The organism is Robiginitalea sp. SC105 (assembly GCF_014243345.1).
Classification (GTDB): Bacteria; Bacteroidota; Bacteroidia; order Flavobacteriales; family Flavobacteriaceae; genus Robiginitalea.
Genome location: NZ_JACLZF010000002.1, coordinates 207384 through 223897 on the forward strand (window position 1 = coordinate 207384; position 16514 = coordinate 223897).

The window sequence follows — 16514 nt, forward strand, 5'->3', positions numbered from 1 at the left end:
AGGAAACAGATGAAACGGATTGTTCTCCGCGCCGCCTTCGGGGCAGTATTTTTCTATATTTTTAAGCTGGTCCTGGGGGGTGTGTACACCCCGGAAGCCTTTTTGGAAGAATCCAAATACGCCCTGGCCTTCGGCGTTTTTTATGCCTTGTTCCTGCTCGCCATGGAAAAGTTCGGCAAGAAGAAGGGCGACGGCAAATAGGGCCCTATTTGGCAAAGAGCTGGTCCATATTCCGGAATGCCTTGAATTCCAGGGCATTTCCCGCAGGGTCCAGGAAAAACATGGTGGCCTGTTCCCCGACTTCCCCCTTGAACCGGATATAGGGTTCAATGACAAAATCAACCCCCTTACCCTCGAGTTTCTTTGAAAAGTCCTGGAAAGCCTCCCAGGGGAGGACCACCCCGTAATGGGGCACTGGGACATTTTTCCCATCCACCGGGTTGGTGTGCAGGGCCTCTTCGGATTTGGGTTTGTAATGGATCACCAGCTGGTGCCCGAAAAGGTTGAAGTCCACCCAGTGGTCGCTGCTGCGGCCTTCTTCGCATTCGAGGACCTCATTGTAGAATTTCCGGCATTCGGCCAGGTTGTGGACGGGAATCGCCACGTGGAAAGGGGTAACGTTTTGCATGTTTCCGTTTTGGTTCAAAAATACGAAAAAGCGCCCGCTGCAAACAGGCTTCCTGCAGGGATTTTGAACGGGTTTACTGCTTTCGGAGGGGTCTACTGCTTCAGGAGGAAATCCACGATGCGACGGTTGACCATTTCCTGGTGCATGGAATGGCCAAGCCCCTCCGTGGGGACCAGCTCACTGCCTTCCCAGGCTTCATGGACGCGGCGGGAAGCCTCGAAGGGGGCAATCCGGTCGTGTTTGTCGTGCAAAAGCAGGCCGGCCTTTTGGTTGTCCCTCACAAATTCTGAAGTGGAGAATTCCCGGATACCAAAGCCGAACTTTTCCCGGACCTGTTCGTCCAGGGCAGCCAGCACTCGGTTGTTAAAACCCAGCAAGGACTGGTAGCTCTGCATGATCTCGTGCAATTCCGAAGGAGAGCCGATGGTGACGATTTTCTCCACGAATTCATTCGGGTATTTGTAGTTGTGGTACAGGGCGGTCGTCCCCCCGACTGAATGGCCCACCACTACTTCCGGCTGGTAGTGCTGCACCAGGTATTCCACGCATTCCGTGTAAACAGGGACGTAGAAATAATCGCCGCTGGAATCCCCGTGTGCCGGGGCATCGAAGGCCATGATGTCAAAGCCGGCCTCCCGGAGGAAGGCGATCAGGTTCCTCCAGCGGAAGGCATTGCTTTCCCAACCGTGAAGGAGTAAAACTCTGGGGCCGTTGCCCGGCCAGCGATATCCCTGTATCCGGTGTCCGGCGATGTGGTGCACCCGGTCTTTTGCCGGCGATAGGAAGGCTTCCTGCTCCGGCAGGATCCGGCCTTTGCGCACTTTGGAAAAGGTGAGCAGGGCCCGCCGGCCGGCGGCCCGGCGGTCTATATAGGACAGGAGGTTGAAATAGGTCCCGTAGGCCCGGACCAGCAGGGCTTTTTTTGCGTTTCCCCGGGTTGCCATATGCATCGTTTTAAGCAGGCGGTCGTTAAAGACGGGGCAAAATTACGCGGTTTTCACGGGAACCCAAAGCGGATTCCAGCCCTAATCCCAAGGTGGTCGGGTGCGGGGTCAATCGGAATTGGTGACAAAGGCGATATAGCGGCTGTCGGGCGACCAGCTCGGTACGTTGATGGTCCCCTGTCCGCCATACACGTAGGCAATCGCCCGGGGTGTCCCGCCTTCGTAGGGCATGATGCGCAGCATGCAGTGTTTGTAAAACGGGTGGTCCCCGGAGGGGACGCTCGTGGGGAAACTGATCATCACCACCTGTTTGCCATCAGGGGAAACATGGGGAAACCAGTCGTTGAAGCGGTCGGTGGTCAGCTGGGCCTGTTGGGACCCGTCCGGCTTCATGCGCCAGATCTGCATGGTGCCCGTGCGGTTCGAGTTGAAGTAGATCCACTCCCCGTCGGGGCTGTATTCCGAACCGTCGTCCAGGGTAGGCTCGTCGGTCAGCCGGGTTTCCTCCCCGCTGGCGACATCCACGGCATAGATGTCGTATTGCCCGTTGCGGTTCCCCGTAAACAGCATGGTTTTCCCGTCCCGGGACCAACCGTGGAGGTAGGAGGCACCAAGGCCTTCCCCGGTCACCTTTTCCGGGTTGTCCGATCCGGATATCGGCAGGTGGTAGATGGAGGACACCCCGCCATCATCCGGGTTGTGGTGGCTGATGCCGATCCGGCTGCCATCCGGGAGCAGCACGTGGTCGTTGTTGTTGGAATTCGCAAAGCCTGTATTCAGCACCCCGATGCGGCCGCTTTCCAGGTCGTAGGTGTAGAGGTAGCCGTTGGAGTTGTAGATGAGTGTTTTCCCGTCCGGGGTCCAGTTGGGCGCCTGTATGCTGTGGGCCGAATAAAAGAGCACCTTACGGAGACCCGTCTGCAGGTCCAGCACCTCCAGGCGGCTGCCCAGGTAATCGCGGTAGGGGGTATCCCCGGGGTCTTCGGGCTTTACGATGCGCACGTTCCGGAAAGTGGCCGTTTCGGCAACCTCCGGGTTATGCGAACACACATAGAGTCCGGCAAACAATTCCGAATCCAGCTCCAGTTCCCGGCTGACCGACTCAAAAGGCTCCCCCATCCGGGCCACGGACATGGTAAAGGTGTTCCCCCGCCGTTCGAGTTGCACCACATCCGGGTTTCTTGTTTCCAGGCTGTCTTCCTGTGTCTCTGCCCCCGTTTCGCTCCGAAACTGCAGGGCGGCCAGGCCGTCGCCGTGCAGGCAGGCATTGGCATGGGCAGCATCCGGCCGCAGGGATTCCCGAACGATCCACCCGATTTTCCGGTGCGGGTCTGCCCCGTTGCCCTCAAAGGCCATTTCGGCCCGCAGGATAAAGTCGCCCTGCACGCTGGTCCAGGCGTAATGGAATTCGTCTGATCCAAGCCACATATTGGTCCCTGAGCCGGTAATCCGGTAGACCCCTGTTTCCGGTTCAAAGGCTACCGAGCCCGGGATGCGCACCGGACCGATGTCCTGGTTCCTGTCAAAGGCCCCCGGGGCGGACTGGGCATTCATGGAATTAGAGGCAAAGAGGCAGATTGCCAGAGCGGCAGCTGCGGTAAAACGGCGAATTGGAGAGGTCATGGAGGTGGTTTTAAGGATGGCGCGGGCCTCCCGGGCCCGGCTTTTGAAAAGATATGAAAAAATACGGGTCGGTGGCTAAAATGAGCCCTCCCAATCAGGGAATCAATCCCAGCCTACCATAAGATACTTGACAGGGGCGGAGTCCGGTATCTGCACGGCCTCAATCGGGTCCCGCGAATAGCGGAGGGAGGCCGGCAAAGATTCCCTGGAGATGGTTATATAGACATCGGTTCCTTTCAAAAGGACCAGAACGTTGTTCAGGGAGGTAATCACCTTCCGGATTTCATATTGTTCCTTAATCTCTCCGAAAGTACTCCCAAGGAAGATGTTCTTGTCCGTTGTGAAGCGCTTGTCGTGGACGCGGATATTGCCGATCAGGTTCAGGCTGTCCCCGGCAGGGCTCAGCGTCAGCAAGTGTTTGCCGCCTTTTTCATACACCTCGATCCGGCTGGCGGAACCGAGCTGGGACCGGGTGGTGTCCCGGACCAGGGAGTCTGCCCGGTATATGCTGTCGAGCTGTGAGAGGGTATGGTCCCGGTGCAATTTGCCAACCTGGTCCTGGGTAATCAGGAACGGGTCTGCCGCGGGGTCCGTAGTGCAACCCGCAACGAGCAGGCTGCCAATGGCGAGCAGGAAGGTCAGTTTTTTCATGGATAAATGGTTAGACTGGGATTCGGAAAAGGATTATCGGATAACTTTTTTCAGTACGCCCAGCACCCCCCGGATAAAGGTTGCACTGGTCAGCACTTTGACCACTGGGTTCATGCGGGTGGACCGGCGCCCGGACGGGGTACTTCGCCTTGCGGTGGATTTTTCCTCCCGGGCAGCTTCTGCCTCCGCCTTTTCGATTTTTTCATTCAGCATTTCATAGGCGCTTTCCCGGTCGATCACCTCGTTGTATTTGCTGCGGATACCGGAAGATTGGATCACGTCCCGGAGTTCCGCTTCGGTGAGGATGTCCATGCGGCTCATCGGGGCCCGCATCAGGGTAGCGGCCAGGGGGGTGGGACGACCCTTTTCGTCCAGGGCCGAAACCAGTGCTTCCCCGGTTCCCAGGGAGGTGAGCACCTCCTTGGTGTCGTAGTATTCGGAGATGGGGTAATTTTCGGCTGTCAGCTTGATCGCCTTGCGGTCCCGGGCAGTAAATGCCCGCAGGGCGTGCTGGACCTTGAGCCCCAGCTGTGCCAGCACTTCGTTGGGGACATCCGTCGGGTTCTGGGTCACGAAATACAGGCCAATCCCCTTGGAACGGATCAGCTTGACGATACTTTCGATCTGGTCCAGCAGAGCCCGGGAGGCCTCCTTGAAAATGAGGTGGGCCTCATCGATGAACAGTACCAGTTCGGGGCGTTCACTGTCTCCCTGCTCGGGAAAAGTGCTGTAGATCTCCGCCAGCAGGCTCAGCATGAAGGTGGAAAAAAGCTTGGGCCTGTCCTGGATGTCCGTCAGGCGGATGATGTTGATATAGCCGCGGCCCCGGGGGTCTATCCGGGTCAGGTCGTCCACGTCAAAGGATTTTTCGCCGAAAAACAGGTCGGCCCCCTGCTGTTCGAGCTCGATGACCTTCCGCAGGATGGTACCGGTAGAGCTGGTGGAAATCCGCCCGTAGCTCTCCTCGAATTCCTCCTTGCCCTCGCCCGTGGCATACTGCAGCACCTTTTTGAAGTCCTTGAGGTCCAGCAGGGGTAGCTTGTTGTCGTCGCAATACTTGAAAATCACCGCCACGATGCCTTCCTGCACGGTCGAAAGGTCGAGGATACGGGAGAGGAGCACCGGCCCGAATTCGGAGACCGTGGCCCGCAATTTGACGCCTTCCTGTTCGGAGAGGGTCAGGATTTCAACGGGGAAGGAGTCAGGCTCAAAGTCGAGCCCGATCTGGGCCATCCGCTCGTCGATCTTGGGGTGGCCCGGGCTGGGTTTCGCCAGCCCGCTCAGGTCGCCTTTGAGGTCCATCAGCAGAACGGGGACGCCCTTCAGCGAGAGGTTTTCGGCGAGCACCTGCAGGGTCTTGGTTTTTCCGGTACCCGTGGCGCCTGCAATCAGGCCGTGGCGGTTCATGGTTTTGAGCGGGATATTTACATGGGCGCCGGTCAGGGCCTCGCCGTTGAGCATGGCGGCCCCCACGGTGATGAAGTCCCCCTTGCACTGATACCCGGTTTCGATATGTTCCCGGAAGGATTCCGCGCTGGACATAGGCTGGATTTTGGGTTAAAAATAGGGGAATTACCCAGAATAGTAAAACAATTCCTTTCCGGCCCCGGGCCCTGTCCGGGCGTCCGGGATTCACTATCTTTGCGGCATGGAAAAAGCAGCAGTCATGCAGCAGGTAGACAAGGGGCTCATGCTTCCCCTCATGGAAGCGTTCTACACGATCCAGGGGGAGGGCTTCCACAAAGGGACCGCAGCCTACTTCATCCGGGTGGGCGGTTGCGACGTGGGGTGCCACTGGTGCGACGTGAAGGAGAGCTGGAATGCCGACCTGCATCCCCCGACACCTGTTGACAAGATCATCACGGATGCCGCGGCGGCGTCAGATACGATTGTCGTGACCGGGGGGGAACCCCTGATGTGGGATATGGACCCGCTGACCGCGGGCCTGAAGTCCCGCGGCATGAAAATCCATATCGAAACCTCCGGGGCCTACCCGCTGACGGGTACCTGGGACTGGATCTGCCTTTCACCCAAAAAAAACAAAGCCCCGGTGGGGGACATCCACCAGCGGGCACACGAGCTCAAGGTGATTGTCTATAACCGCCACGACCTGAAGTTTGCCGAGGAGCATGCGGCGCAGGCAGGGCCGGATTGCCTGTTATACCTGCAGCCGGAATGGAGCGTAAGGGATAAGGTCACCCCGCTGATCGTCGATTACGTGATGCAGCACCCGAAATGGCGGGTGTCCCTGCAGACCCATAAGTATTTGAATATCCCCTGATTCAATTGATTGGCCTGCCACCGGCATTCACCAGGTCCAGGATACATTCCGGGCCCAGGGATGGTACGGCCGCCAACCCCTTGGCAGTTCGGTTTTCCAGCATCTTGGCCATCCCCCCGCCAAATTCGAGTTTGGCCTGCATCAGGCAGTCGGCCTCGTTGCAGTGGTTGGGCGCCTCCGGGTCCTCATGGGGATTGACTTCGGGCGTGCCCAGGTCCACCAGGCCAAATAGGTGGCCCAGTTCATGGCCGATGGTCGCCGTTTCCACGTCGGCCACTTCAAGGAGATTCGAAAGCGAGGCGACTTCACGGATGGTGGTTGCGTGCACCACCATGGAGGTGTTGCGGTAAACGGCCCCCAGGGTGACGATGTTTTCCCCCTCCTCCATATCCGCATCCGCGGGCGCATCGGCAAAGAAGATATACAGGCCCAGGGCGCTGCCCTCGTTGTACAGGGTCCGGTTTTCGTTTTCCAGGTTCGCGATTTCGGTCAGGCTCAGGCTTTCTTCACCGGTAGCTGGGAGCGGCAGGAATTCATAGGAAATATCGGTTTTATAGGTGCGTGCCAGCAGGAATTCCCGTATGTCGTCAAGGGTGGCTTCACGGGGCCTGAAGCCCTGGACATAGGCAATTTGTACACGCAGGGCGTCAAATTCGGTATTGGTCAGGAAATCGGTGGCACTGTCACCGGTTGCCAGCAGGTTGGCCGACCTGTCAATAGGTACCACCACGGGTGCCTCGTCTTTGGAGCACCCAAGGGATATCAGCAAAAACAACAGGGCCAGTGGGCGATTGATCTCTTTCATCATGGTTTTTTTAAGTTAACGTTGTTTCCAACGGTTTCTTATCTGGCGGGGGTGAGCCGCGCCAGGTAATCGTAATGAGGCCCCCTTCGGAGCAATTCGGCCCGAAGGCCGGCAATGGATGCATATTCACCCAGGGTATCAAAGTCGGCGAAAAGCCAGGGGAAAGGTTTGCTGCGCTTTCCCCCGTATTCCCACCAATAGGTGACCTCCCCGTAATATTCCCGGTCGCCGGGCACCCAGACACCTCCGTCGGAATCTGCGTCGAACATATAGATGATATCGCTTGAATCCAGCAATATCTGCCCGTCGTATGCGAGCAACCCTTTCAGGTGCCTCAAAAACGGCGCCAGGTTTGCCCGGGTCCCGGCAAGGCCAACCCCGTTCATTAATAACAACAGGGTCTGGAAATCCCCTACCCGGAAATCCGCAATATCGGCACAGACGGCACGGGACACCCCCCGGTCTGTGGCCACCCGGATGGCATCCGGGGAACTGTCCAGGGCTGTAACCTCCAGCCCCTTCCCCTGCAGGTAAAGGCTGTGGCTACCTGCGCCGCAACCGATATCGAGAACGCTGCCCCGGGCCAGTTCCAGGGCCCGTTGTTCCAGTTTTGGCATGTCCCGGAACCCCCTGAAAAAATAGGCGGGGGGGACGGCTTCCGATTCGCCCAGGGAGGAATGGCTCACCAGTTCCTTCCCCGTCTCCCCCAGGCTATAATCGAGCAAGGCCTTTCCATAAACGTCCATAGGTCCTACCTTTGAGGAATCCGTAACGGGTACGGAACCCGCCAAATGTACAAATTAATGAAGCGACCCCATGGATGACGATCTGGAAAAACTACCCCAGCGGGCGGCGGAGAAATACGCCGAAAACCGGCGGTTCCTGTCCAAATTGAAAAAACGGCCACCCAAAGGCCTGGACCAGCTGATGCAGGAATTGCACACGGCCGAGTTTGAGCGGACCGACTGCCTGGAATGCGGGAATTGCTGCCGGACCACGGGCCCCCTCTTCACCCAGGGGGATATCGGCCGGATTGCTGCCCACCTTCGGATGAAACCCGGGGCTTTTGCCGAGCGGTACCTGCGGGTGGACGAGGACGGGGACCAGGTCCTGCAACAGGTGCCCTGCCCCTTCCTGGGAGAGGATAATTTCTGCCATATCTACGAGGTGCGGCCCAGGGCCTGCCGGGAATATCCGCATACGGACCGCCGGAAGTTCCACCAGATCGGATCCCTGACCCTGAAGAATACAGCCATTTGCCCTGCGGCATTCCGGATTGTGGAGGAAATGAAAAAGCGCCTGCCCTGACGGGCACCCCGGGGATAAAGGGCCGGTTGGAATGTGGAAAATCCCTTATATTTATGGGGTTAAAACATCGCTTTTGGAATCCCTGCTGAATTATTTTGAAACCATCCCGTCTTCCCACAGGAGCATCATCCTGGTCAGCGGCATTACATTTTTCTGGCTGCTGGAAGGCGCTGTCCCGTTGATGCGCTTTAACTACCGCAAATGGCGGCATGCGCTACCCAATATCTTTTTTACGCTGACCACAATTGTGGTGAACTTTTCCCTGGCCTTCCTGTTGCTCAAGGCGAGCGACTGGACCCGGGCAAACGATTTCGGGATCATCAACTGGATCCCCGGCCTACCGCTCTGGGCCTATGTGCTGCTGGGGGTGGTATTGCTCGATTTTTTCGGGGCCTGGCTGGCGCATTATGTGGAACACCAGGTCAAGCCGCTTTGGATGGTCCACCTGGTCCACCATACGGACCACGAAGTGGATACCACCACCGCCAACCGCCACCATCCCATTGAAAGCCTGATCCGCTTTGCATTTACCCTGGTCGGGGTCCTGCTCGTGGGCACCCCCATCGGAATCGTGATGCTTTACCAGTCGCTGTCCCTGGTTTCCACCCAGTTTACCCATGCCAATATCCGACTGCCCCGGAAGGTGGACAAAGCCCTTAGCTGGGTTGTCGTTTCCCCGGACATGCACAAAGTGCACCACCATTACATCCTGCCCTATACGGATTCCAACTACGGGAATATTTTTTCGATCTGGGACCGGTTACTGGGCACCTATAGGGAACTCGACCGGGAGGCGATCATTTACGGGGTGGACACTTTCCCGGACCGCAGGGAAAACGGAAGTGTCTGGGGGTTGTTGCGCCAACCCTTCCACAAATACCGGAAACCCACCACTACCGGGGCCGGCAGGACCGATACCCCCGGGGTTCGTACCCCGGCTGAGAACACCCCCGCTTAAGGATAGCGCAGGTACCGGGCCCGGACGGCCCGGAACGCTTCCAGCCCGGGCTTCCACGATTCCCGGATTGCTTCCGCATTCATCCCCCCTTCGATCTGCTGTTGCAAAAGGGCAGTGCCCGCGTGGCGCGTAAACCCGCTGGTGATAAAGAATTCGGAACCCGTATCCCGGAAGGTAAAGGCCTCGATCAACCAGCGGGGATCCACGGCTTTGGGCGGCTCCACCTGTCGCAGGTCCTTCCCGTGGCATCGTACGCCTTCATGCTTGGGATGGCTGGCACCCGCATTGGGCTGGGGGGTGTAGCTGAACCCGAAATGCCCGGGGTCCAGGTACGGGGCCCCGAAACACTGGAATTGCCAGTCGGTGCCCCGGCCGGCATTGGCTGTGGTCCCCTCGAACAGCCCCAGGCTCGGGTAGAGCCGGGCCGCCTGGGTGTTTGGGATATTGGGGGAGGGGGGGATCGGCAGCTCGTAGGGGATATCCCGACGGTACGATTCCAGGGGTATCACGGTCAGGTCGGCTTTTACGCCCCCTTCCAGCCAGCCTTCCCCGTTGATCATTTCGGCATATTCGCCTATGGTCATGCCGTAGGCTAGTGGGATGGGCGTCATCCCCAGGAAACCCATGTGTTCCTTTTCCATGATGGGGCCGTCCACAAAATCCGCATTCGGGTTCGGCCGGTCCAGGACCAGCACCGGTATCCCCGCTTCCGCGCAGGCTTCCATGACCAGTTGGAGGGTGGCGATGTAGGTGTAGAACCGCACCCCGAGGTCCTGGATGTCAAACACCACCATGTCCAGACCCTCGAGTTGCTCCTTCCCCGGTTTTCGGTTGGCCCCGTACAGGGAGACGATCGGTAGGCCGGTCCGGACATCCGTCCCGTCCTGTACGTGTTCCCCGGCATCGGCCTGTCCGCGGAAACCGTGTTCCGGTGCAAATACCCGTTTGAGCTGCATCCCGGAGGCGAGGAGGGAATCGGCCAGGTGGACTGGCCCGCCCCCGTCCCGGAATATCACCGAGGTCTGGTTGGCGACCAGGGCAAGCCGCTTTCCCCTCAGCAGCGGGAAATAGCTCCCGGTACGGTTGGCGCCCACCACAACGGGGGTTTCGGCCCGGGGCGTGTCCTGGGGCTGTCCGTTGGAACTTCCGCAGGCTGCGAGGCCCAGGAATAGCGCAAATAACGTATTTTTGATGGCGGCTAACACAGGCAGGTATTGAATTTAGAGTTATACATCGCTAAGCGGCTGATCGGGAGTAAGGAGCATAAAAGTACTATTTCCGCCCCAATCATTAAAATAGCGATTGCGGCCATTGCCCTGGGCCTGCTGATGATGATCGTCGCCCTGGCCACGGGGGTGGGGCTCAAACACAAGATCCGCGAGAAGGTCTCCGCCTTTAACGGCCACATCCAGATATACAATTACGACAACAACGCGTCCCAGGTATCGGTCGTACCCATCTCCCGGGATCAGGAATTCTACCCGGACTTCAACCTGACGGACGGGGTGCGGCACATCCAGGCGGTCGCCACCAAGGCCGGGATTATCCGCACGGAGGATACCTTTGAGGGGATCATCGCCAAGGGGGTGGGCCCGGACTACGACTGGACCGCTTTCCGGGAATTCCTGGTGGCAGGCGAGCTGCCGGATTATACGGGGGAACTGGGCGAGGATGTGCTGGTCTCGCGCCTGCTGGCCAATCGGCTGGGCCTGGAGGTTGGCAGCGAATTCAACAGCCTTTTCCTCAAGGACGAAGACCCTTCACGGGTCCCCAACCGGCGGCGGTTCCGGGTAGCTGGGATCTTTGACAGCGGCTTTGAGGAATTCGACGCCACCTATGTCATTGCGGACATCCGCCACATCCAGCGGATGTACGGGTGGGAGGCGGACCAGATTGGCAACTTCGAGATCTTCCTGGACAACTTCGACGACATCCGGGAGAAGAGTGCGGAGATCTACGGCAAGACGCTCTCCAACCTGGATACCCAGACCATCATCAACAAGTACTACCAGATCTTTGAGTGGATCGGCCTGTTCGATTTCAACATTGCCCTGATCATCGGCATCATGATCCTGGTGGGCGGGATCAACATGATCACCGCCCTGCTCGTACTGATCCTGGAGCGCACCCCGATGATCGGCATCCTCAAGGCACTCGGGGCCCGCAACTGGAGCATCCGCAAGGTATTCCTCTACAACGCGGCCTACCTGATCGGTATCGGCTTGCTGTGGGGGAACGGGCTGGGCCTTGCCCTGCTGGCCATCCAGGACCGCTACCGGATCTTTAAATTCCCCAACCCGGAGGAATACTATATCGAATACATCCCGGTGTACATGGATGTGCCCACCCTGCTGCTGCTGAACCTCGGGGTATTGCTCCTCTGCCTGCTCATGCTGCTCCTGCCTTCCTATATCATTTCGCGCATCAGCCCGGTGCGGGCCATACAGTTCGATTAGGCCCAACTGCTGCCTCCCGGCGCAAGGCTATTCGATCCTGGCTTGTTATCTTTGCTGGAATGGAATATGCAGAGAACATCCTGGGTACCATCGGGAATACGCCGCTGGTCAGAATCAACCGGATCACACGGGAGCTGCCCTGCCTGGTGCTGGCCAAATACGAAACGTTCAACCCCGGCAACTCCGTCAAGGACCGTATGGCCGTCCGGATGGTGGAAGCCGCGGAGGCCGCCGGGCTGCTCAAACCCGGGGGGACCATCGTGGAAGGGACTTCCGGCAACACGGGCATGGGGCTGGCCCTGGCCGCCATCGTGAGGGGCTACCGCATGATCTGCGTGATCAGCGACAAGCAATCCAGGGAAAAGGTAGACATCCTCAAAGCGGTGGGGTGCGAAGTGCACGTCTGCCCGAACGATGTGGCCCCGGAAGACCCCCGGAGCTATTATTCCACCGCCCGCCGGCTCGCGGGGGAAATCCCCGGGGCCTGGTATGTCAACCAGTACGACAACCCGGCGAATACCCTGGCGCACTACGAGAGTACCGGGCCGGAGATCTGGGCGCAGACCGACGGCCGGGTCACCCACTTTGTGGTGGGCGTGGGTACCGGGGGCACCATTTCCGGCGTGGGCCGCTACCTGAAGGAGCAGAACCCCCGGGTGAAGGTGTGGGGGGTGGACACCTACGGTTCCGTGTTCAAAAAGTACCACGAAACCGGGATTTTTGACCCGGAAGAAATTTATCCCTACATCACCGAAGGCATCGGGGAGGATATCCTGCCCGACAATGTGGACTTTGAGATCATAGACGGCTTTACCAAGGTGACCGACCGGGACGCTGCCCTGTATACGCGACGCCTGGCCCGGGAGGAAGGGATGTTCCTTGGAAATTCTGCCGGGGCAGCCATCAAAGGGGTCCTGCAACTCGCCCCCCATTTTGGGCCGGACGATGTGGTGGTGGTCCTGTTCCACGACCACGGCAGCCGGTACGTCAACAAAATATACAATGATCAGTGGATGCAGGAGCAGGGCTTCCTGGATCCCCAACCCGACTCCAAAACCTCAGAATAGAACGATATGAAAAAAATGCACCTCCTTCTTTTACTCCTTGCCTGCCAGGGATTGCAGGCCCAGAAACTCACGCGGACAGAGCGGCGCATTGTCGCCACGGTCAGTGAACAGGCCCCCGAGGCTGTGGACTTCCTGGAGAAGGTGGTCAATATCAACAGCGGTACGCTCAACCTGGAAGGGGTCCGCAAAGTGGGCAGCGTGTTCGGGGAAGCCTTCCGGGAGATCGGCTTTGCGACACGCTGGGTGGCCATGCCCGATTCCATGAACCGGGCCGGGCACTTCTTCGCGGAAATCCAGGGGGGCACAGGCAAACGCCTGCTGCTGATCGGCCACCTGGATACGGTCTTTGAGGAGGACAGCCCGTTCCAGACCTTTGAACGCATCAACGACAGCACCGCCCATGCCCCGGGCGGCAACGATATGAAGGGGGGCGACGTGGTGGTGTTGTATGCCCTGAAGGCGCTGGCCGAGCAGGATCTGCTGGGGGATGCCCAGATCATCGTGGCCTTTACGGGAGACGAGGAGAGCACGGGAAAACCCCTGGACATCAGCCGGTACGATCTCATCGAGGCGGCCAAGCGCAGCGATGTCGCCCTCGGTTTCGAAACGGCCACCGGGTTTGACAAAGCCACGGTAGCCCGGCGGGGTGCCTCGGGCTGGAAGGTGGAGGCCACAGGGAAACGCGCCCATTCCTCCGGGGTATTCAGCGAGCGGACGGGGGCCGGGGCGATCTTTGAGCTTTCCCGTATCCTCAATGGGTTTTACGAGGAGGTCCGGGGGGAGGAGTACCTGACCTTTAACCCGGGGAGTGTGGCCGGGGGCACCTTCGTGGAATACGATGAAAAAAGCGGCAACACCAGGGTCTTCGGCAAGAGCAACGTAGTGGCCCAGACGGCCGTGGCCCAGGGCGGTTTGCGCTTCATATCCGAGGAGCAGAAGGAAAATGCTCGGGCCCGGATGCGCGAAATCGTCAGCCGGCACCTGCCGCAAACGGATGCAAAGATATCCTTTACCGATGCGTACCCCGCAATGGGCCCCAAACCGGAGAACCTCGAATTGCTGGAAAAGCTTAGCGCGGTAAGCCGCGACCTGGGCCAGGGCCCGGTAACCGCCTATGACCCGGGTAGGCGTGGGGCCGCCGACGTTTCCTTTGTGGCCAGGTACGTGGCCTGCCTGGACGGCCTGGGAACCATGGGCAGCGGGGCACATACCCCCCAGGAGACGGTGAACTTCAATACCATCGAAGCCCTGACCCAGCGCACTGCGCTGATGATCTACCGGCTCATCCGGGAAACCAGGTAAGCATGGAAAAAGATTCACAAGCCATCACCGAACTGATTAACGGCGACCTGGCCGCTGAGGTGGTCGCGGGTGAACTCCGGAGCTTCCGTCGGGGGCCGGTGGAGTACATGCACCATCCCTCCGAACCGGGGTGGGGGCATACGGATACGGAGATGTTCCCGGTGATCGGCCCCACGGCCGCTGCTGCCTACCGCGTGCAGGTACCCAGGGGGAATGCCATCCAGGACCAGCACGGGCTGTTGCGGGAACTGCCCTATACGCGTAAATCCGTTTCCCCCACCCAGGCCAGCTTTGTAAAGGAGTACAAGGCCGGCACGCCCGTGCCCAATTCCAAGTATCCGGACCGGTCCACGGCCCGCCTGCTGATCTGGCCGTTCGATTTCCAGGTCGAAAAGCACTTTACACTGGAACCGGGAGCCCTCCGGATTACCTTCCGGATCCGGGGGGAAAGGGACATGCCCTTTATGTTCGGGTACCATCCCGCATTCCGGGCAGCCGGCGGCAAGACGACCCTTGATGCCTGCGGCGCTTTAGTCGGTTTGGAGAAAATACAGGCGGCAGGGGACCGGGCCTTCCCCATTCCGGACTGCGAATCGGTAGTGTTGAAGGGCGAATCCGGGATCCAGATCCGGACTGCCGGCTTTGGCCACTTTATGTGCTGGTCCCCGGACCCGGGGATGGTCTGCGTGGAACCCATCACCTACTACCCCTATGCCTCCGGGGCCGCGCGCCTGCACGAGGGGTTCCGCTACCTGGAAGGCGATCCGGCCGAATTTTCGGTCTGCCTGGAACCTGTTGCACTCCCGTGACCACTTCGCCATAAAATCGTAATTTTGAGGGGATCAATTGCAGGAATATGAAAATCGAGCAAATCTACACCGGCTGCCTGGCCCAGGGGGCTTATTATATTGAAAGTGAAGGCGAAGCGGCAATCATCGATCCCCTGAGGGAAGTCGGGCCCTACCTGAAAAGGGCAAGGGCGGACAAGGCGGTTATCAAATACATCTTCGAAACGCATTTCCACGCCGATTTTGTGAGCGGCCACCTGACCCTGTCGCGGGAGACGGGGGCCCCCATCATCTACGGCCCCATGGCCAACCCCTCCTTTGAGGCGGTAATCGCCGGGGACGGGCAGGTTTTCAAGTTGGGGAAAATCAGCATTGAAGTACTGCACACCCCGGGACACACCATGGAGAGCACCACCTACCTGCTGCGGGATGCCGGCGGGAGGCCCCATGCCATTTTCAGCGGGGACACCCTCTTCCTCGGGGATGTGGGGCGCCCGGACCTGGCGCAGAAGGCGGCCGATATGACCCAGGAGGAACTGGCCGGCACCCTCTTTGACAGCCTGCGGGAAAAGATCATGCCGCTGCCGGATGACGTGATCGTCTACCCGGCCCACGGGGCAGGCTCGGCCTGCGGCAAAAACATGATGAAGGAAACCGTGGATACCCTCGGTAACCAGAAGCGGGTCAACTACGCGTTGCGGGCCGACATGACCCGGGAGGAATTCATATCCGAAGTCACCGAGGGCCTGTTGCCGCCCCCGGACTATTTCCCCCTGAACGTCCGGATGAACAGGGAGGGCTATGAAGATTTTGACCAGGTACTCGCCAGGGGCACAAGGGCCCTGGACCCCGATGCCTTTGAGGCGGCAGCCGAGGAGACCGGCGCCCTGGTCCTCGATGTCCGGCGGCAGGAGGACTATGCCAAAGGCCATATCCCCCGTTCCATATTCATTGGCCTGAACGGCGACTTCGCCCCCTGGGTGGGGGCTTTGGTAGCCGATGTGGAACAACCCATCCTGCTGGTTACCCCGGAAGGGGCCGAGGAAGAAGCCGTGACGCGGCTCTCCCGCGTAGGCTTTGACCGTACAGTGGGCTATCTCGAAGGGGGTTTCGACGCCTGGGAGGCTGCCGGGAAGCAAACGGACCAAGTGCGTTCCGTACCGGCTGCGGAACTGGGGGACTCCCTGAAAGAGGAAGCCGACCGGGTGTTTGATGTCCGGAAGGAAAGCGAATTCGAAGCAGAACACCTGGAAGGGGCAAGGAGCACCCCCCTGGCACAGATCAACGAATACCTGGAGCAATTCCCGGCGGAAGCCCCTTTTTACATCCACTGCGCAGGGGGGTACCGTTCGATGATCGCCGCTTCCATCCTCAAGAGCCGTGGCTACCACAACCTTACGGATATCGGGGGAGGGTTTGCCGCCATGAAGGAAGCCGGCCTCCCCGTATCGGCTTTTCGCTGCCCCACGCAGGCCGGGAAATAGGCCCTGTTCCCGGGAATACGCACGGCAAGCGGCAAATGGGCCTTGGCCCTCCCTGATAGAGTTCCCTCCAACGCGGATGCTTTTACGTCACCTTTTGCTATAATCCGGCACATTTAGGTCCCGGACTTTGTGCAATTTTAGAATGTTAAGAAAATCACAAGAAACTCTTAAAACTTCGGACAGTAATCCGTAATTTTAGCCTAGAAACAGAAAACGCGG

Annotated in this window: 17 protein-coding genes; 9 read left to right on the forward strand and 8 right to left on the reverse strand. The window is 59.1% G+C overall.

Annotated features, from left to right (window positions below; genetic code table 11):
- The first annotated feature begins 9 nt into the window (after positions 1–9).
- Positions 10–201 (forward strand): hypothetical protein, encoded by a 192-nt coding sequence (locus H7F20_RS10075; protein ID WP_185786058.1) that lies wholly within the window; start codon positions 10–12, stop codon positions 199–201.
- A 4-nt stretch (positions 202–205) separates the two neighbouring features.
- Here the strand turns inward: H7F20_RS10075 and H7F20_RS10080 are convergent, their stop codons facing one another.
- From H7F20_RS10080 to H7F20_RS10100, 5 genes are all read right to left on the reverse strand, one after another.
- The gene (locus H7F20_RS10080; protein WP_185786059.1) at positions 206–628 is read right to left on the reverse strand and encodes a VOC family protein; all 423 of its coding nucleotides are present in this window, start codon (positions 626–628) and stop codon (positions 206–208) included.
- A 92-nt stretch (positions 629–720) separates the two neighbouring features.
- On the reverse strand, positions 721–1572 hold the full coding sequence (locus H7F20_RS10085) for an alpha/beta fold hydrolase (RefSeq protein WP_185786060.1): 852 nt from the start codon (positions 1570–1572) through the stop codon (positions 721–723).
- A gap of 108 nt (positions 1573–1680) precedes the next feature.
- Positions 1681–3195 carry a PD40 domain-containing protein gene (locus tag H7F20_RS10090; RefSeq protein WP_185786061.1) on the reverse strand — a complete coding sequence of 505 codons (1515 nt, stop codon included), beginning with the start codon at positions 3193–3195 and terminating at the stop codon, positions 1681–1683.
- Between the two features lie 102 nt (positions 3196–3297).
- Positions 3298–3846, reverse strand: a complete 549-nt coding sequence (locus tag H7F20_RS10095) for a hypothetical protein (RefSeq protein WP_185786062.1) — start codon at positions 3844–3846, stop codon at positions 3298–3300.
- A gap of 33 nt (positions 3847–3879) precedes the next feature.
- Positions 3880–5388, reverse strand: coding sequence for a helicase HerA-like domain-containing protein (locus H7F20_RS10100; RefSeq protein ID WP_185786063.1), 1509 nt, complete (start codon positions 5386–5388; stop codon positions 3880–3882).
- Positions 5389–5494: 106 nt separating this feature from the next.
- On the opposite strand from H7F20_RS10100, the gene H7F20_RS10105 reads away from it, so the two are divergent.
- Positions 5495–6127, forward strand: a complete 633-nt coding sequence (locus H7F20_RS10105; protein ID WP_185786064.1) for a 7-carboxy-7-deazaguanine synthase QueE — start codon at positions 5495–5497, stop codon at positions 6125–6127.
- A 1-nt stretch (position 6128) separates the two neighbouring features.
- Here the strand turns inward: H7F20_RS10105 and H7F20_RS10110 are convergent, their stop codons facing one another.
- A complete protein-coding gene (locus H7F20_RS10110; RefSeq protein ID WP_255444059.1) occupies positions 6129–6935 on the reverse strand; it encodes a hypothetical protein in 807 nt (268 codons plus the stop codon).
- Positions 6936–6970: 35 nt separating this feature from the next.
- Positions 6971–7678 carry a bifunctional 2-polyprenyl-6-hydroxyphenol methylase/3-demethylubiquinol 3-O-methyltransferase UbiG gene (locus H7F20_RS10115; protein ID WP_185786065.1) on the reverse strand — a complete coding sequence of 236 codons (708 nt, stop codon included), beginning with the start codon at positions 7676–7678 and terminating at the stop codon, positions 6971–6973.
- Positions 7679–7748: 70 nt separating this feature from the next.
- Between H7F20_RS10115 and H7F20_RS10120 the strand changes: the two genes are divergently transcribed.
- On the forward strand, positions 7749–8240 hold the full coding sequence (locus H7F20_RS10120; RefSeq protein WP_185786066.1) for a YkgJ family cysteine cluster protein: 492 nt from the start codon (positions 7749–7751) through the stop codon (positions 8238–8240).
- 73 nt (positions 8241–8313) lie between these two features.
- Positions 8314–9198: a sterol desaturase family protein gene (locus H7F20_RS10125; RefSeq protein ID WP_185786067.1), complete on the forward strand. Its 885-nt coding sequence runs from the start codon at positions 8314–8316 to the stop codon at positions 9196–9198.
- Here H7F20_RS10125 and H7F20_RS10130 read toward each other — a convergent pair.
- Positions 9195–10403: a DUF1343 domain-containing protein gene (locus H7F20_RS10130; RefSeq protein WP_185786068.1), complete on the reverse strand. Its 1209-nt coding sequence runs from the start codon at positions 10401–10403 to the stop codon at positions 9195–9197. The genes H7F20_RS10125 and H7F20_RS10130 overlap by 4 nt on opposite strands.
- A 9-nt stretch (positions 10404–10412) precedes the next feature.
- Here H7F20_RS10130 and H7F20_RS10135 point away from each other — a divergent pair, with 9 nt between their 5' ends.
- The 5 genes from H7F20_RS10135 to H7F20_RS10155 are packed head-to-tail and all read left to right on the forward strand — an operon-like array spanning position 10413 to position 16295.
- Positions 10413–11654 (forward strand): ABC transporter permease, encoded by a 1242-nt coding sequence (locus H7F20_RS10135; protein WP_185786069.1) that lies wholly within the window; start codon positions 10413–10415, stop codon positions 11652–11654.
- Positions 11655–11713: 59 nt separating this feature from the next.
- Complete coding sequence (locus H7F20_RS10140) at positions 11714–12721, forward strand: PLP-dependent cysteine synthase family protein (protein ID WP_185786070.1); 1008 nt, start codon at positions 11714–11716, stop codon at positions 12719–12721.
- A gap of 6 nt (positions 12722–12727) precedes the next feature.
- The gene (locus H7F20_RS10145; protein WP_185786071.1) at positions 12728–14023 is read left to right on the forward strand and encodes a M20/M25/M40 family metallo-hydrolase; all 1296 of its coding nucleotides are present in this window, start codon (positions 12728–12730) and stop codon (positions 14021–14023) included.
- 2 nt (positions 14024–14025) lie between these two features.
- Positions 14026–14832: an aldose 1-epimerase gene (locus H7F20_RS10150; protein ID WP_185786072.1), complete on the forward strand. Its 807-nt coding sequence runs from the start codon at positions 14026–14028 to the stop codon at positions 14830–14832.
- Positions 14833–14879: 47 nt separating this feature from the next.
- Positions 14880–16295 (forward strand): rhodanese-like domain-containing protein, encoded by a 1416-nt coding sequence (locus H7F20_RS10155; RefSeq protein WP_185786073.1) that lies wholly within the window; start codon positions 14880–14882, stop codon positions 16293–16295.
- Positions 16296–16514: the final 219 nt, after the last annotated feature.

What these genes read in the sequence shown, in the direction of transcription:
- H7F20_RS10120 (WP_185786066.1), top strand. Translation starts at nt 7,749, where the DNA reads ATGGATGACGATCTGGAAAAACTACCCCAGCGGGCGGCGGAGAAATAC.
- H7F20_RS10100 (WP_185786063.1), bottom strand. Translation starts at nt 5,388, where the DNA reads ATGTCCAGCGCGGAATCCTTCCGGGAACATATCGAAACCGGGTATCAG.
- H7F20_RS10080 (WP_185786059.1), bottom strand. Translation starts at nt 628, where the DNA reads ATGCAAAACGTTACCCCTTTCCACGTGGCGATTCCCGTCCACAACCTG.
- H7F20_RS10110 (WP_255444059.1), bottom strand. Translation starts at nt 6,935, where the DNA reads ATGATGAAAGAGATCAATCGCCCACTGGCCCTGTTGTTTTTGCTGATA.
- H7F20_RS10150 (WP_185786072.1), top strand. Translation starts at nt 14,026, where the DNA reads ATGGAAAAAGATTCACAAGCCATCACCGAACTGATTAACGGCGACCTG.
- H7F20_RS10075 (WP_185786058.1), top strand. Translation starts at nt 10, where the DNA reads ATGAAACGGATTGTTCTCCGCGCCGCCTTCGGGGCAGTATTTTTCTAT.
- H7F20_RS10140 (WP_185786070.1), top strand. Translation starts at nt 11,714, where the DNA reads ATGGAATATGCAGAGAACATCCTGGGTACCATCGGGAATACGCCGCTG.
- H7F20_RS10115 (WP_185786065.1), bottom strand. Translation starts at nt 7,678, where the DNA reads ATGGACGTTTATGGAAAGGCCTTGCTCGATTATAGCCTGGGGGAGACG.
- H7F20_RS10090 (WP_185786061.1), bottom strand. Translation starts at nt 3,195, where the DNA reads ATGACCTCTCCAATTCGCCGTTTTACCGCAGCTGCCGCTCTGGCAATC.
- H7F20_RS10095 (WP_185786062.1), bottom strand. Translation starts at nt 3,846, where the DNA reads ATGAAAAAACTGACCTTCCTGCTCGCCATTGGCAGCCTGCTCGTTGCG.
- H7F20_RS10155 (WP_185786073.1), top strand. Translation starts at nt 14,880, where the DNA reads ATGAAAATCGAGCAAATCTACACCGGCTGCCTGGCCCAGGGGGCTTAT.
- H7F20_RS10105 (WP_185786064.1), top strand. Translation starts at nt 5,495, where the DNA reads ATGGAAAAAGCAGCAGTCATGCAGCAGGTAGACAAGGGGCTCATGCTT.
- H7F20_RS10085 (WP_185786060.1), bottom strand. Translation starts at nt 1,572, where the DNA reads ATGGCAACCCGGGGAAACGCAAAAAAAGCCCTGCTGGTCCGGGCCTAC.
- H7F20_RS10145 (WP_185786071.1), top strand. Translation starts at nt 12,728, where the DNA reads ATGAAAAAAATGCACCTCCTTCTTTTACTCCTTGCCTGCCAGGGATTG.